Below are 16770 nucleotides of genomic sequence, written 5' to 3' on the forward strand. Positions count from 1 at the left end.
GTCAAAAAAAATAAAAGGGGAAGAAACAATCCCCCTGAATAAATATAGTTGAAACATTGTGATTCAATTTTACACAATAACGTGGACTTGACTTAATCTCCATCCGACTATATAACGCTGTCCCTATTCTACCTCATCAAAACCTGTAAAAGTTTACTGAAAGCCTTTACATAAACTGAAAACATTTACACATTATTTCGTGCCATAATGAAATCACAAGGAGTTGAAAGAACATCAGGAGGTGATTCCGCAAATGATATATACACTCACTCCCAACCCAGCAATTGACCTTTTTGTAGAGTTGGATTCATTCAAGCCGAACACGGTGAACCGAACGAATAATGAAGACTACCAAGCAAATGGGAAGGCAATCAATATTTCCATCATGCTAAAAAAAATTGGTTTAGATAACACAGCGTTAGGTTTTGTTGGAGGTTTTACTGGGTCTTTTATACATGATGAATTAAATGCACTAGGGATTAAGACAGATTTTGTAGAAGTTGATGGAATTACTCGCGTTAACACTTTTGTTCGAGCTTCTGAAAATGAAGAGTACAAAATCGTTAACCAAGGGCCTGAAATTCCAGAAGATAAGATTGAAGAAATGTTAGGAAAAGTTAAAAACATTCCAGAGGAAAGTATTTTATTCGTTTCTGGTAGTTTACCTAAAGGTGTTCCAGATAGCTTTTATGTAGAGGTAGCCAAAATTTGCGCCGAACGAACTATCAAATTAGTTTTAGATATTAGTTCGCCTAAACTTCTGGAGTGCCTACCTTACAAACCGTACTTAATTAAGCCGAATGATGAAGAACTTGCTGTATTTTTTGGTAAGGAAGCTTTATCAAAGGAAGAAATTATTTATTACGGTAAGGAGCTATTAAACTTAGGAGCACAAAATGTGTTAATCAGCTTAGGCTCTGAAGGTTCGGTATTTATTTCCAGTGCAACAGTATTGAAAGCTTCTTCTGTAAAAGGTAAAGTCGTAAATACGGCTTGTGCAGGGGATTCACTTTTGGCCATGTTTGTCGGAAAAATCATCCAAAACGCGGGCGTTGAGGAAGCTCTTAAATACGCTTCTGCAACGGGGGCATCAACAGCCTTTTCAAAAGGGCTAAGTGATTTATCTGACTTACCGGAGTTACTGCCTGCAATTGAGTTAACCAAATACAATTAATCTATGAAAAGGGAGGAAATAAAAATGAGTAAAATTAAAATTGTTGCTGCAACTGGTTGTCCAACTGGTATTGCTCACACATTTATGGCTGCAGAATCTTTACAAAAAGCAGCTGAGAAACTAGGAGTAGAAATCAAAGTTGAGACACACGGTCAAGTAGGTGTTGAAAACGGGCTTACTAGCAAAGAAATTAAAGAAGCTGACGGTGTCATTATTGCAGCAGACAAAGACGTAAACGCCGAAAGATTCGTAGGAAAACCTGTTGTTGACGTTTCTGTTGGTAGAGGGATTAAAGAAGCTGAAAAGCTAATCCAAACAATTATTGATGGTAAAGCAACAACATATAAAGGAAGCAAAAAGTCTGATGAAGCGGAAGAAGAAGTTTCTGAAGGCGGTTCTGGTTCAGTAGGTCGTGCTATTTACAAACACTTAATGAATGGTGTTTCTCACATGCTACCATTCGTAGTAGGTGGCGGTGTTCTAATCGCAATCTCGTTCTTATTTGGTATTTGGTCTGCGGATCCAACACATGAAACATACAATGAATTTGCAGCATTTCTAAAAAATACAGGTGGTCTTGCATTCGGATTAATGGTTCCAATTTTGGCTGCATTTATCGCTGAATCAATCGCAAAACGTCCTGGTATGGTAGTCGGTTTTATCGGTGGTGTAATTGCCAATGATGGTGGTGCTGGTTTCTTAGGTGGTATCGTTGCAGGTTTCCTTGCAGGTTATATCATTGTTCTTCTACAAAAATTATTACAAGGCCTACCGAAATCTCTTGATGGTTTAAAAGCAATTTTCTTATATCCTTTACTTGGTATTTTCTTAATCGGTGGAATTATGCATTTCGTAGTAGAGCCAATGACAGCTATTAACGAAGGTATGATGGATTTCCTAGCTGAGTTCCAAAACGCTAACCCAATTATCTTAGGTTTAATTGTAGGATCTATGAGTGCATTTGACATGGGTGGTCCAGTAAACAAAGCAGCTTACCTAACTGGTACTGCTTTACTAAGTGATGGTAACTTCTTCTTTATGGCAGGGGTATCTGCAGCATGTATTACTCCTCCATTAGTTATCGCGTTTGCAACGGTGTTCTTCCGTAAGTATTTCAATGAGTCTGAAAGAAACGCAGGACTTGTTAACTTTATCTTAGGTTCAACACACATTACAGAGGGTGCGATTCCATTCGCAGCGAAAAACCCAATCGTTGTTATCCCTATCTTAATGGTTGGTTCTTCTGTATCAGCAATTCTTTCTTACATGTTCGCAGTGGGTGTTCCAGCACCTCACGGAGGATTCTTAATCCTTCCAGTAGTAGACAAAGCAGTACTTTGGGTAGTTGCAATCTTAATTGGTTCTCTAGTAGGGGCATTCCTATACGGACTTTCTAAGAAACGCAGCTATGCTAAAGAACAAGCATAATTAAAATTCATTTGCAGGCTTCACGATAGAGAGAGATGACGTGATTGTTGATGAAATGAAGCAAAAGGTAGCCTATAAAGCTACCTTTTAGCTTTCGAAATTCTTAACTTGTAACTCCAAACTCCAAAAGAGGTGACGAAAATGGCTAATTTAGTCAATACAAAAGAAATGTTACTACATGCACAAAAAAATGGATATGCAGTTCCGGCATTTAACATTCACAATCTTGAAACAGTTCAAGTAATTGTAGAAACAGCAGCAGAATTGAAATCTCCGGTTATCTTAGCTGGTACACCAGGTACTTTCAATTATGCTGGTCGTGATTATATTCAAGCAATTGCGGAAGCTGCTGCAAGTCGCTATTCTATTCCAATTGCCTTACACTTAGATCACCACGAAACATTAGAAGACATTCAAGCATCTGTAAAGCTTGGTACAAAATCGGTTATGATTGATGGATCTCACCATGCTTTTGAAGAAAATATTGCAATAGTTAAGGAAGTTGTAGAGTATGCACACCAACATGGCGCAACAGTGGAAGCAGAGCTTGGACGTTTAGGTGGACAAGAGGATGATTTAGTTGTAGATGAAAAAGACTCCTTCTACACAGATCCAGAAGCAGCTGTTGAGTTTGTAGAGCGAACTGGAATTGATTCACTGGCAGTTGCCATTGGTACAGCACACGGATTGTATGCGGCTGAGCCGAACCTAGATTTCGATCGATTAGCAGAAATTCAAAAAAGAGTAGATATTCCGTTAGTACTTCACGGTGCTTCTGGTATCTCTCATGCAGATGTTCGTAGAAGTATCGAGTTAGGTTGCTGTAAAGTCAATATTGCAACAGAGCTGAAAATTCCATTCTCAAGTGCACTAAGAAATTATTTAGTAGAAAATCCAGAAGCTAACGATCCGCGCAAATACATGGCTCCTGCGAAAGAAGCGATGAAAGCAGTTGTTATAGAGAAAATCAAAATGTGTGGTAGCGACAATCGATACTAATAAATGATGAAGAGACTAGGCTAAAAAACGCCTAGTCTCTTTTTTGTGCCCAACATTAACCTCCTTTATTTAAAAAGAATATTCTACATGTAATGGATAGAAATAAACATACTATGAAAAGGAGGGAAATGTTGATGGATTTGTTTCAAAGCTATGAAATCAAGCAAATGGACGGAGAAATGACTGTTATTTTAGACTTAAATATGGCCAAAGAAGAGTTTTCAACAGAGTTCGGATTACAAACCAAATCTAAACAAATTAATTTAGAAAAAGAAGCAGAAAAATACATTCGAAGTATCTTTCCTAAACTAAAAATTGCCAAAGTACACATTATGGTTGATACGATTCTAATCAGTTCCTTTCCTTTACAGAAAAATAAATCGTATCGGAAGTAATCAGAATTTGCGTTAGCTAGTCATGTTTTTTCAAAAGAAACACAAACTAACAAAACAAACGTCGTTACAAAATAGTAGGAGGATTTCTTTTGAAAAAAATTATTAGTTTGATGTTTTTATCATTAGTGTACCTGATTGTCGCCCCTCTCTTTACACATGCCAATACATCTCCACTCACCCTTTTTAGTGTTGGTGAATCCAAAATAAGTGAGAACGAAAATAAGACATATCAAATAGCTACAAAAGGGCTGAAAAGCGGAGAAGGCTTTGTTTTTACCGCTTCAAACATAAAAAGCGGGAAGCAAAACACGTTTCAATTCGATTTAAAAGGAGCAGGAAATGTTGTTATTAAGGTTGTAGAAACAAATATTAAAGGAAAATTCATAAAAGAAACCACTAGTAAACCAGTAACCTTATCCGATCAATGGAAAACACAGCAATACACCTTAATGCTATCCCCTAATACGAAAGAAATGGATGTCATGGTCCTTACAGAAGGTAAACAACAAATTACTTTCCAAACAAAAAACATCGCTGTCAAACAGCATAAACAACCTACATTATAAAAGAATGGGCCTTCTCAAACAAACGTTTGAAGAGGGCCCTTTACTTTATATTTGATAAGAATCAATCTTACTGTTTTTATCTAGTTTTGCATACTGGGAACGTCCTAAATATAGAGGGATTGCTAGTTTTTCGAAATCAGGCAACCCATTCGCTTGAAATTTAGTCTCATCCTTATAAAAAGTAACAATATCCCCAACAAACCAATCATGATCACCATAGCTATTAACGTCTATCGTTTGGCATTCATACGCCACATAAGCATCATGTAATATTGGAGCTGGAATTTTCTCTCCCCTATCAAATGTCATGTCCCCTATTTCAAATTTATTTGTATCTTTTCCGGAATAAACGCCTGTTTGTTGAATGAACTTTGCTTTTTCATAAGGTAAAAAATTCACGGCAAAATTTCCTGCATTTTTTACTAACTCATATGTATGTCTTTCTCTCCCAATGGCTACTCCATATATCGGCGGGTCCATAGAAATATAGGAATGCCATCCAGCAGCCATTACATTATCTTCACCATTGTACGAGGTAGTGACGATGGCAACCATTCCTGGATAACTGTGCATTACTGTATTGTTTGTACGTTTTCTCATATGTAGTCGACTCCTCATTTCTTACTAGTTTTTATTGTAAAGGTTCTTCCATACACTGTCCATTAAGGCGGGAGTTCGATATACATATAGCGTGACCATCTATTGGGTGTGGAGTTCTGCTACAAATGAAACAGAGGATTTATACAAATGAGTCTGGCAAAACTATGGTAAGACTAAGTACTGGGGATATCAAAACCTGCATGCTCCGCTAACGTATGGGGCTGGCAATATGGTCGGGAAGCTACTATTTTTCCAATTCACATGAACTTGGTCATTTAACGATAATACGATATGCTATGCTGAGGAAAATACCGTAAGTGGGGACTGAACCCTACTTACGGTATTGCATTTAAACAACATTTTGCTTTTTATTATCCCTAGAGTGGATAATATCCTCATATTCCAGCAAAAGTTCATTAAAAATAGAATCCCATGACTGTTTTAAGGCATATTTTCTCGCTTCGACACTCATCCAATTTAGGCGAAATTCATTTTCAAGCGTTTCTGATATTGCTCTAACAAAATCTTCTACACTTTTTGGATTACATAATAACCCTGTTTTTTTATCTGTTACAATTTCTTGGACACCACCTGATCGAGCAACTACGGCTGGTGTACCAGAAGCTAAAGATTCTAGTACTACGTTTCCAAAGGTCTCTGTTGTTGAAGGAAAAACGAATAAATCTGTTGCTGCATAAATTCTAGCAAGTTCGTGGCCTTTTACATATCCAGTAAAAGTCATATTTTCTGGTGCCATTTCTCTTAGGTCCTTCCCTAACGGCCCATCTCCTACTATCATCCAATGAATTTGATTTTTTATTCTTTCCGGTAATTGCTTTGCAGTTTCCATTAATATATCTAAATCCTTCTCAGGTGACAGCCTTCCAACATAGCTTAAAATGAATTTCTCTTTTACATTGTATTTTTTCCTTACTATTTCTTTATTATGATTGGGATGAAAGAGATTACAATCCACTCCCCTACTCCAAATTTGCACATTACGAAAACCATATTGATTTAATTCCTTTTTAGTAATACTTGATGGTACAAATATTTTTTCCATCGGCTGATAAAACCAATGCATATATTTCCATAACCACTTGGACATGAACTGAAGTTTATAATAATGTAAATAATGATCAAAATTAGTATGATACGAGCCAACAATAGGAATGTTTAGCTTTTTTCCATAGTACAAACCACTGAGACCGACATTAAAAGGTGTTGCGATATGAATAATATCCGGACTAAAAGTTTGTATCTCTTTTCGAATTTGAATCACATTTGGTACTGCTAACCGACATTCAGGATACAGAAAGAAAGGCATACTTTTGAAGCTGAATATTTGTTCTTGAAAATTTTCATCATCTTTTGTTTTCGCAGTAAACAATCGGTATTCAATTTTTTGCTGCTCAAGATAGTGAACATACTTTTCAAACGTACGAGATACACCATTTACTTGAGGTGTGAACGTATCTGTAAAAATAGCAACCTTCATAGCACGTTTCCTCCTTAAGTAGTTTAAGTTACATTAACGGTAAAAACCAAACTGAAATGAGTCCACCAAAGGTACCTAAGAGCGCACCACATAAAACGTCAGATGGATAGTGTAATCCTAAAAATACTCTAGACAGACCAACTAAAGAGGCAATTGGGTAAAGGAACAACATTAGTATAGGTATTTGAATAACGAATGGAGTAATTAATGCAAAAATAGCAGTAGTATGACCGGAAGGAAATGAATGATCTTCTAGAGGATTAGGAGGGTATTTAGTGCTTTTAATATTTTTGTAAGGCCGTTTTCGGGGAAAGAATTTTTTCATAATTAGTACCGGAATGTGTGTAATAAGAAGGGCTAAAGCAGCTTCTAACGGGATCATCAGGAAGGGCATATCAAATAGATAAATCAAAAACGCAGTTATGAATATGGAGAATTTTGCACCGCCTAAATGGGTGACTTTGGAAAAAAAATGATTTAAAAATCGAGAATCGTAATAACGATTAATATTAAGGAGTAATAAACAGTCATAATGATGAAAATTTTTGGACCATTTAATAATCATTGTGTTTCCCCCTTACAGTGAATTTACTTAAAGTTTAAAGTCCAAATTTAAAGCCAGCTTCAAACTAATGTAAAGATTAGGTCAAATTTTTCATCGTTAAAAAGGATCCCCTAAAAAACATCTTCTTGGGACCCCATTTTGAATACTTATTCACTTTTCGTTTTGTGTAAGTGCGTGCGATACTATATGATTGTAAATTTCAGTGGGTCGTTCTTCTGAAATTAAATGTCCAGTTTTTTCATACGTGATAAGCTTTGCATTTGGCAAATCGTTTACTAATTTATGACCAATTTTAACAGAGACAACTCTATCTTCCTCTCCCCAAATAAGCAGGGTTGGTGTGTTGATCTTTTTGAGTTCATCACTACTTAGATCTCCTTCTCTATGCCGAAGCAGCCTAATCAGAGAAATATAAAAACCATCTTCTTGAAGTGGTCTGCCGAATTCCTCCACATGGTCAGCTGTAATGGATGATTTCTCATAAAAAACATCCAGTAAATACTCTTTTACCTCTTTTCTTCTAGCCTTTCTTTTCACAAAAGACCGAAAAAACGGTAAATAAGAACAGTAAATTAAAGATTTGTTGGGTCTTTTTAAATAACCAGAACTTGCTAATAATACTAATTTATTAATTTTTTCTGGTATCATCTTGGCAGTAAATAATGCAACTTGCCCGCCCATTGAATGTCCTACAATCGTCACATGTTTGAATTTAAAATGTTCAATGCAACATGCCACTATCTTTGCATAATTGTGTAATGAATACACGAATGAAGCAGACTTCTCACTTCGTCCGAACCCAGGCAAATCAATAGCCACAATAGAAAAATGCTTCTTTAACAATGGAATAAGAAGATTAAACGTATAGGTTGAGGAGGCGAATCCATGAATTAATAGTAACGGTGGCTTATTATTTATAAGATATTCACAGTATACTTTCACATTACAAAACTCAATATATTCTCGATTTAATGTCATTTTTTACATCTCCAAATTTTGCTAGTCAAAAATATATTATATACCATTTAAAGATATAGCATGTATTCCTTAAAATAAATTGGCCTCTAACCCTCAGTATTTCTAAGATTTTAATTAACTGGGTTAAAACTAGGAAGAATGGTGTAAGCTTAGTCCGAAAGATAGAAACCTTTCATAACGTTTATACAAAATAGAGGAGCTGTCTTTTAACTGAGAAAGACAGCTCCTCTTTTCTAGGTTTATCATTATCATGTTATCTAAAATCAAAAACGCAAAAAAGCAGAAACTACTAAATTTACAACTAACTCCTTAAATTATACTTTTTCTTTAAAGAAACTGGAGCCATCTTGATCATTCTTTCTAATATGAAAGTAGCAATAGCTATATCATCCACAAGTCCTAACACCAACAGGAAATCTGGAATAAGATCAAACGGGAAAACGAAGTATCCTAATACTAGTAGCACTCCTATAACTTTATGCTTGGCCTTTACCTCTTTCGAAAGGAAAAAGTCTCTTAAGAATGGAATGGACTTTTTAAATGTAAAAAGAAATCGTATTCTTTTAAAATACTTAATCATTTGCTTCACCCTGATCATCAATTTGTAATGGGAATGTCACCTTGGCGTTGTGTTTATTCATTACTTTTCTCTTTTTCTTTTACATATTTTTCATCTACACGTCTTTCAATTATGTCCATTTTCACTTTGCAATTTAAGATTTCTTCTCTATTTCTTTTCATCAGATCGGATATCCGTACTTTTTTTCTCTTCATCGTCATTTGTTTGTTTCCTTTCTTTTTAAAGTATTGGTGTACTAAAAGAAAAAACCTTTACCAAAATGGTAAAGGTTTATCAAACAAAATAAGACCTTTACCGGCTGGTAAAGGTCTTGCTAACAACGATAGTTGCCAATAAAGCCGAGAGTATAAAAACTCTGAAATGACGACTTTATTGTAAAAGCTACTCCCCTTTTAGGAAGAAGAAATATTCAATTTATGACATAATCATATCGAGAACAGAATAGCTTGTCAATTACTTTACATAAGCGTTGATTATACAACAACTTTGACAAGCAAATAACAAGAGAGGGATTAGTCTTTCTACCTAAGACCCAATTTAGATTCACTCCCTCTCCACAAAACGAAAAGGCATCTCATTTGAGATGCCTTTCATGTCTAAATAAATTCTCTATTTAATTTTAATCTTAACATCACCTTCAATGTAGGTAGGATAGTTTTGGATAGAAAATGATATTGGGTTCGCGTACTCCTGATTCTCAATATAAATGGTAAAATCATTAGAACTTGCTTGTTGTCGCCCAAAGTAAAATTCTTTTCCTTCTACATCTGTAAAGACGCCTGACATCACAAAGTAACTCTGATCCTCTTCAGGGGGTGCATCTAATAAAAAAGTAATGGCTAATTTATTCTCCAAATCAAAACTATTATCTTCTGAAATCTGCGCTAATGTAACGCGATTATCCGGCGCCTTTAGTAATTTCTCCTCTTCTAAATCAATAACTATCTTATTATCACTTTTATCTATTGCATTCATTTTTGTAAGAGTGAAATACAATTCTTCATACTCTGCAAAATAATTACTAGTAAAACTAATGACCTGCGTTTTCGTTGCACCATCTGTCATTGCCATATTTGGTTTAGAAACAACGTCACCATTCTCATTGACTATTTGAAGGTCTCCCCAGGATAAGATATCCTTCGTGTTATTCTCATCATACTCTAAATGCAATTCTTCACGTGTTGGATAAGAAATAACTTTCTTAAAATGAAGCTTTTGACCATCTAACTCAGCGGTTTTATTAATTGTATACGTTTTACTTTCTTTCATCTTACTTAAATCAATTGGGAGCTTATAGGTAAATGTTTCTGGTAATTCTACTGGTTCCAAATGACCACTTTCTTGTTTTTGATCTTCAATTAGCGAAAATGTAATCGTTAAAGGATCGGTTAATTCCACATTACCGTCCCATCTGACATCTAACACCCCTATTTGGTTTTTGTTCAGACTGAAATCACCTGATGAAGAAAAAGAATCATTTAACACTTGCCCATTCTTGTTCGTCAATTTTATATTTCCTATTCTTAAATTGGTCACATCTTCGTCTGTTTCTACGTTATAAAATAAAATTAATCTTTTTTCATCCACAATTAGTTGATCAATGGTAATGGTCATATCCCCTTTAGTATCACTCTGGTTCACGACTTGAATATATTCATTGCTTATAGCTTCCTGTAATCCTCTGTCAAAATCAACAGCTTCTGCTATTTTATTAATACCTGGAATTTTAGAAGCAAGTTGGTTTACAGAAGGAAAGAAATTAACAGATAAAACAAAAAGTATAAGTAAAGCAGTAACGGACAATATTGAATTTTTAGCAAAAATCATTCTATTTTTGTGGCGTCTTCCCCGATCTATTCCTATTAATATTTGGTCATCTAAGTTAAAGGGAACATTTTGCTCAAATAAAACCTTGCCCTCTTTTTCTAACATGTTATGCTCCTGACCTTTTTTCATCAGCTAAATCCCCCTTTCCGCATAATTTCTTAGCTCCGTTAATGCCCGGCTCAAGTAAGTTTTCACCGTCCCTGTCGGCATCTTTAAGCTTTCCGCTATTTCATTAACCGTTAGGTCGTTATAGTACTTCATGATCACAACCATTTGATACTTTGGTCTTAATGTATGAATAGCTTCTGTTAAAAATAAAGACTCTGTTACATCGTGACTTTGACTAGACTCTATTAAAGTGAAGTCATTCCCTGATTGAAATCTTTTTGATTTTTTAATTTCATCTAAACAATAGTTAATGGTTATCCTTACTAGCCAGGCCTTAACAGCTGTTGCTTTTTTCACTTTATGTATGTTCTTATAAGCACGAAAAGTCACTTCTTGAACAGCCTCTTTCGCTTTTTCACTGTTTTTCAAGTATGCCAGACCTGTATAGTACACATTGTCTTTATATAGCCGCATTAAAGTTAAGAAGGCTTCTTCATCTCGCTTTCTCGCTCTATTAAATATTTTGTCGTCCATAAGGCACCCCTAATTTTGTATTTCTATAATCAAGACCCACGAGCCAGTCATTTGGTTTCAATTTTTTTATTAAAAGAAAAAAACCTTCACCAGAACAGGAAAGGTTTCTTAAATGACTTGCTTAAACGATAGTTGCCAATAGGAATTCTTATAAACTCTCAATCAATTTCCCAGTAACAACAAACACGATTTTTGCCTTGCTCCTTAGCATATCTTTCAGAAAGGTCTGCTTTTTCTATGAGTTCTTGGAAGGTCAATGAATTGTCTTGATCAATACTCGATACACCTATACTTGCTGTTAGTAGGTATGATTCATTCACATGAATTTTACGTATTTCATTTAAAATACGGTGGGCTACACCCTTGGCAATCTCGGAATAGGTATTTGGCAGAATCACAATCAATTCCTCGCCACCATAACGGCCAACAATATCGCCACTACGGACTGACTGCTGGATGGTCTTGGCCACATTCTCCAAAATACGATCCCCTTCTGCATGACCAAACTGATTATTGACTAGCCTAAAATCATCAATATCAATCATAATAAAAGAAAGGTCGTTTTGGAAATCTGCTGTTTTCTGAAACTCTTCTTCCAACCTTTTCATAAAAAAGTTTCGGTTATATAGGTTCGTTAAACCATCAACATGAACCAACTCATTATAGACCACATTTTCAATCTTAGGAGAGATAAAATTCAAAAATTGTTCCATATAATAGGAGCTTTCTTCAGAAAGAACACTGTGATTTTTTATTAGAACTATCGATATAACTTCTTTCTCATCGGAGAAAATTGGAAAACCATGAAAACAAGCGTTGTCATACTTAAAATGACTAACTTTCTTTTCTTGAATTACCTTCCTCAAAGCAGTATCGACCTCTTCATTGGTTGTCTCTTCACTTTGCAGCTTATCACTAATATACAATGTCTTGGTTCTCTTTCTATCAATTATAAAATGAAAATAAACATCATCTAAAACCATATTTTCATGGAGAACCTTCGTAATATTTTTACAAACATCCCCAAGGTATTTGGCAGAATGAACTAGCCTAATGCTATCAAACATAATTTCATTGTTTGTTAGTAAATTCATCATTTCCAACTGCTTGTTTGATGGGATTTCTACTAATAATTGATCTATAGTTTCAATACTTCTTTCCATTTCATTTCGTTTCAGTAGATTATTGACCTTGGTAAAATAATTTTTGGCCCGAATAAAATAAACTCTTGCCTGGATATATGATTTATTTTTCAGGTAAAATAATCCCTTATAATAATAGACATAGCATAAGTAACCAAAATACCCTTTGTTATAGACTAATGATTCAAAGGATTGTACATACTTTAAAAAGGCTTCTTCCTGGTCTAATTTAATAAATGATTCTAATAATATCATGGAAAATTCGATTTTAAATTCTACACTTATATTCTTATCTTCAAGACACTTTGTAGCAATAGAAATTGCTCTATCATATTGGTTAAGCAAGACAAAATATTGGCAACTAAGTAATAATAAATTCATTTTATCCTTATGTTTTTTACACATCTTTTCCATAAATGGCCAGAGTCTCTTTGCTTTTTTTACATCCTTTTGTCTCAAGATGATTTTATATTGAAAAACCAATGCATCGACTCTTGTTATAGTCAGGTTTATTCTCCTCATCTTAGGCTTTAATTCATCGATTAGCTTTAACGCTTGAGGATAATCTTCTATGAGATAATAAAGCTTTACTAAATTAATTTCATTAAAATTTGAATTGATGGCTTGTCCAATCGCTTTTGCTTTTTCTGCCAGCTCTATGGCGTGACTTGTATCCCCTAAATACTGATAGAACATTAATAGGTTTGTATTAGCGACCATCTCATGCTGTTTATTTCCAAGTTTTATCGCCAAATCCCTCGATTTTAACATGTACTCCTTTGCTTTAATGACATTCTCCTCTAGTAATCCGATACCCATCAGGTTATAAATATTCATCAATATAGCTGTTTGGTTATATTGCTCTGCCAATGATTCTGCTTCATAGATGAATGGGGCCCGTTCTTCCCAACAACGATTATTTAATAATTGAAGAATATGTAAATGGTATAACCAGCGTATATAGTCTTCTACTTTCAGCTTTTCCCTTAGTAACATACTGTTCACTTTATGATATTCGACCATCTCATGAACCAGAGAAGCATCTTGTCCTGAATAGGAGAAATAGTAACCTAAAATAACTTGCAGGTGTAACTTATCACTTAAAGATATCGATGGAGCATTCAGTCTTTCTAAGCAAGCAGTTTCATATTGTTTCAAAAGAGATAAATCACGAAGATTAATACTGATATATCCCAATCGAATTAAGGCATACATAGAGCTATGCTTCCTGTATTGTTCATTAAAAATAGTCAACGCTTGTTTAAGATTACCGGTTTTTTCTATCGTATTACCATACAGGAGTTGAACACTAACAGGCGGCTCCCTATCCGCATTTTTATACATCACTAATACACTTTCCATACTACGTTTAGCTTCAGAAAATAAACTTGCCCTAAAATTCCCCTTAGCTTCTGAGAGAAGGGAGGCTAACACATTTTTCTCCTGACAGGTCTCTTCATTTCGAGGTAATATTTCCTTACTTTTTACGTTTTCTTTTAGATTTGCGTCATGCATATGACTTATCTCCTATCGATCTTATCATTCAACAAAGTGAAAAAGGACCTTACTAGTATGTATTACACAAGCATGTTTTTCCCCTAAACTAAAATTCTGTACATCATTACTTTTAAGTGTTAGTTCATTCAGATACTTTTTGTTACTTAATAGTTTAACATCATTTTCCAAAATTGATTATAAAATTCTTCCTTTTAAAACATAATCTAAATTTATTTAGACTCTTTTCATACCACTTTTAAGTCCAAATAAAAATCCCCCGAACGATAGGTCCGAGGGAACATATTTAGTAAGCCTATTGAAGTTATTTCAATTCTAACAACACAATCGCCTCTACTTGACTCGTTTGCGGGAACATGTCCACCGGCTGAATGGACTTCACCTCAAACACACTAGAAAGGGCATCTAAATCCTTTGCTAAAGTAGATGGATTACAGGAAACATAAATAAACTTTTTCGGTTTGATTTTCTTCACCGTTTCAATAAATTGCTGGTCACAGCCTGTTCTTGGTGGATCAACAACAATAATATCCGGCTGAAAGCCTTCTTTTTGCCATTTGGGAAGCCATTCTTCCGCTTTACCTGTTACATATTCAGCATTACTTATGCCTAAATTTTTGGCGTTTTTGCGGGCATCTTTTACTGCATCATCAATTACTTCAATCCCTCTAATTTCAGCTGCGCCTTCTGCAAGCCATAAACCAATAGTTCCCACACCACAATAGGCATCTACTATCTTTTCTTTGCCTGATAATTGTGCAACCCGCTTCACTTCATTGTACATTTTAACAGTTTGCGGTGGATTTAGTTGGAAAAAGGCTCTTGCAGATAATTCAAAACCAATGTTATCTAGCTTTTCCTCTATATATTCATCCCCAAATAAATGATGGGTGTCTTCTCCAAAAATGAGAGAGGTCTTTTTCCCATTAACATTTTGCATAAAGGACGTTACTTGAGGTAGTCGTTTTTCCACTTGTTTTATAAATAGGTCTTTTTTCGGAAAGTCCTTTTTTGTTGTGATAAGAACGAGTTGAATTTGATCTGTTTCAAACCCTAAACGTGTAACAATCGTACGTATAAAGCCCTTTTGCTTTTTTTCATCATAAATAGGTATGTTTAAATCACTAATAATTTGTTTTACTTCTTTTGACACTTTATTCGTCTTTGGATGTTGAACAAGACAATCGGTTGTATCAATTAAGCGATGGGAGCCTTGTCCATATAAACCTGCTATGACATTTCCATTTAGATTCCCTACTTGGAGTTGACTTTTATTACGATAATCCCATGGATGCTCCATACCGAACGTTTCCTTCACCTTACTCGGATCTATTTTCTTCTTTACGTAACGATCTAATGCTTGCAAAATCAAATCACGCTTATACTCCAATTGTTTTTCATAACGTAAATGCTGTAACTGACACCCTCCACAAGCTTCGTAAATATCACATGGAGGGTCTATACGGTCTTTCGATTTTTTACGGATTGTTTTTAATTCTGCCCGAATGTATTTTGGATACTCTTTTTGAATAACCGCTACTACTTCTTCATCTGGAAGGGCTCCTTGAACGAACACGGCTTTCCGTTTAAAGTAGCCGATACCTTCTCCGTTAATCCCCATTTTTTTAATAGTTAACGGTATATTTTGTCCCTCTTCATGTTTTCTTTCGACCTTTTCTTGTTGTTGCTTTCTCACATTTTCACCTAACCTTCAGTACTCCGCCATATTGTTAACGACGCATAACTTCTAAATGGGGACCATTGTTCTCCCATTTCATATATTTCTTCCTTTTTTGGTTTTGCATCCATATTCAAATACTTTTTGAGTCCATTTTGTATTCCAATATCAGCTGCTGGCAAAAGGTTTTCTCGACCAAGTCCGAACAAGAGCCAGTTTTCGGCAGTCCAAGTGCCTACTCCTCTTATTTTTGTCAGCTTTTCGATTACTTGCTCATCAGGTTGCTCGGCTAATTTTTCTAAATTTAATTCACCGCTTGCTATTAACCTGGAAGTATCTATCACGTATTCTGCTTTCCTTTGGCTAAATTGTAGTTCACGTAATTCCTCATAGTTTATGGAAGCTACCTTTTCTGGAGTTGGATAAAACCAAGACCCATCCTTTTCTTCCCCTAATAATTGCACAAACCTCGTTGATAAAGTGTAAGCAAATCTCATGTTTAATTGTTGATGAATAATTGTTTTCACTAAAGCTTCATAAAGTCCAAAGTCTTTCACAACAGGCGTTCCGGGGTATTTTTGAAATAAATGAGCTAAATTTGTTTTTTCAAAGTGACTATGTATCGTTTCTAAATCTTTTTCCCATTGAAAAATAGCTTTCACTCTTCTCAGTATATCCTCTTTTCGTTCAAAACTCTCACTTTGAATGATAAAAGCGGGACTATTAGTCGTACCCGTTGCTTGAAGCTTAACAACATGTTTTTCCCCTTTTACGCTCATCGGTATATGTACCCATCTCTCCTCTACACTTAAAACTAGTAAAGGATCAAAAGCAAAACGACTTAAAGCATAGTCAAAATCAAAGGAGCCATCGACGACTATTGTTTCCAACCACATATTTAAACCCCCTGCAGGACTTGCACGAATTTTTCATAGCATTATTATTATCTATTTAATATTTGAGTCGACGAAAATTAACATAACTTATCAATATTTTACCATATGTTGAAGATAGCAATAAATAAACATAAAATAGGCTTCTTTTGTTTAAAGAAACGGCGATGGACCTAACCTATCCTGTTAGTTGGGGATTAAGTCCTTATAATTGTGTAAAAAAGAAGAGTCATTTTATTCCTTTTTGTCAACAATGTTTTCAACCACGAAAAACAATGAAAAGAGGAATT

General features: G+C 35.0%; 16 protein-coding genes. 5 read left to right on the plus strand and 11 right to left on the minus strand.

What is annotated here, in order from left to right:
• Positions 1 to 253: 253 nt before the first annotated feature.
• The 5 genes from pfkB (at position 254) to HNQ94_RS19270 (ending at position 4562) form a co-directional block, all read left to right on the plus strand.
• Positions 254 to 1174: a 1-phosphofructokinase gene (gene pfkB, locus HNQ94_RS19250; RefSeq protein WP_174498015.1), complete on the plus strand. Its 921-nt coding sequence runs from the start codon at positions 254 to 256 to the stop codon at positions 1172 to 1174.
• Positions 1175 to 1198: 24 nt separating this feature from the next.
• Complete coding sequence (locus tag HNQ94_RS19255) at positions 1199 to 2602, plus strand: PTS fructose transporter subunit IIC (protein ID WP_174498014.1); 1404 nt, start codon at positions 1199 to 1201, stop codon at positions 2600 to 2602.
• A 141-nt stretch (positions 2603 to 2743) separates the two neighbouring features.
• Positions 2744 to 3601, plus strand: a complete 858-nt coding sequence (locus HNQ94_RS19260; RefSeq protein ID WP_174498013.1) for a tagatose bisphosphate family class II aldolase — start codon at positions 2744 to 2746, stop codon at positions 3599 to 3601.
• Positions 3602 to 3735: 134 nt separating this feature from the next.
• Positions 3736 to 3996, plus strand: a complete 261-nt coding sequence (locus tag HNQ94_RS19265) for a hypothetical protein (protein ID WP_174498012.1) — start codon at positions 3736 to 3738, stop codon at positions 3994 to 3996.
• 89 nt (positions 3997 to 4085) lie between these two features.
• The gene (locus HNQ94_RS19270; RefSeq protein ID WP_174498011.1) at positions 4086 to 4562 is read left to right on the plus strand and encodes a hypothetical protein; all 477 of its coding nucleotides are present in this window, start codon (positions 4086 to 4088) and stop codon (positions 4560 to 4562) included.
• Between the two features lie 45 nt (positions 4563 to 4607).
• Here the strand turns inward: HNQ94_RS19270 and HNQ94_RS19275 are convergent, their stop codons facing one another.
• The 11 genes from HNQ94_RS19275 to HNQ94_RS19325 all read right to left on the minus strand — a co-directional run bounded on the left by HNQ94_RS19275 (position 4608) and on the right by HNQ94_RS19325 (position 16483).
• A complete protein-coding gene (locus HNQ94_RS19275; protein WP_174498010.1) occupies positions 4608 to 5162 on the minus strand; it encodes a flavin reductase family protein in 555 nt (184 codons plus the stop codon).
• Positions 5163 to 5511: 349 nt separating this feature from the next.
• Complete coding sequence (locus tag HNQ94_RS19280) at positions 5512 to 6660, minus strand: glycosyltransferase family 4 protein (protein WP_174498009.1); 1149 nt, start codon at positions 6658 to 6660, stop codon at positions 5512 to 5514.
• Positions 6661 to 6688: 28 nt separating this feature from the next.
• The gene (locus tag HNQ94_RS19285) at positions 6689 to 7225 is read right to left on the minus strand and encodes a phosphatase PAP2 family protein (RefSeq protein WP_174498008.1); all 537 of its coding nucleotides are present in this window, start codon (positions 7223 to 7225) and stop codon (positions 6689 to 6691) included.
• 150 nt (positions 7226 to 7375) lie between these two features.
• Positions 7376 to 8203: an alpha/beta fold hydrolase gene (locus HNQ94_RS19290; protein ID WP_174498007.1), complete on the minus strand. Its 828-nt coding sequence runs from the start codon at positions 8201 to 8203 to the stop codon at positions 7376 to 7378.
• A gap of 301 nt (positions 8204 to 8504) precedes the next feature.
• Positions 8505 to 8783 (minus strand): YkvA family protein, encoded by a 279-nt coding sequence (locus HNQ94_RS19295; protein ID WP_174498006.1) that lies wholly within the window; start codon positions 8781 to 8783, stop codon positions 8505 to 8507.
• 53 nt (positions 8784 to 8836) lie between these two features.
• On the minus strand, positions 8837 to 8983 hold the full coding sequence (locus HNQ94_RS19300; protein WP_174498005.1) for an FbpB family small basic protein: 147 nt from the start codon (positions 8981 to 8983) through the stop codon (positions 8837 to 8839).
• A gap of 409 nt (positions 8984 to 9392) precedes the next feature.
• Positions 9393 to 10739, minus strand: a complete 1347-nt coding sequence (locus HNQ94_RS19305) for a DUF4179 domain-containing protein (protein WP_174498004.1) — start codon at positions 10737 to 10739, stop codon at positions 9393 to 9395.
• Between the two features lie 3 nt (positions 10740 to 10742).
• Positions 10743 to 11252, minus strand: coding sequence for a sigma-70 family RNA polymerase sigma factor (locus tag HNQ94_RS19310; RefSeq protein ID WP_174498003.1), 510 nt, complete (start codon positions 11250 to 11252; stop codon positions 10743 to 10745).
• A 158-nt stretch (positions 11253 to 11410) separates the two neighbouring features.
• On the minus strand, positions 11411 to 13909 hold the full coding sequence (locus HNQ94_RS19315) for a tetratricopeptide repeat-containing diguanylate cyclase (RefSeq protein WP_174498002.1): 2499 nt from the start codon (positions 13907 to 13909) through the stop codon (positions 11411 to 11413).
• A gap of 304 nt (positions 13910 to 14213) precedes the next feature.
• On the minus strand, positions 14214 to 15605 hold the full coding sequence (rlmD, locus tag HNQ94_RS19320) for a 23S rRNA (uracil(1939)-C(5))-methyltransferase RlmD (RefSeq protein WP_246200100.1): 1392 nt from the start codon (positions 15603 to 15605) through the stop codon (positions 14214 to 14216).
• 8 nt (positions 15606 to 15613) lie between these two features.
• Positions 15614 to 16483 (minus strand): DNA-3-methyladenine glycosylase family protein, encoded by an 870-nt coding sequence (locus HNQ94_RS19325; RefSeq protein WP_174498001.1) that lies wholly within the window; start codon positions 16481 to 16483, stop codon positions 15614 to 15616.
• Positions 16484 to 16770: the final 287 nt, after the last annotated feature.

The sequence above is a fragment of the Salirhabdus euzebyi genome, assembly GCF_014207435.1.
Taxonomy (GTDB): Bacteria; Bacillota; Bacilli; order Bacillales; family Alkalibacillaceae; genus Salirhabdus; species Salirhabdus euzebyi.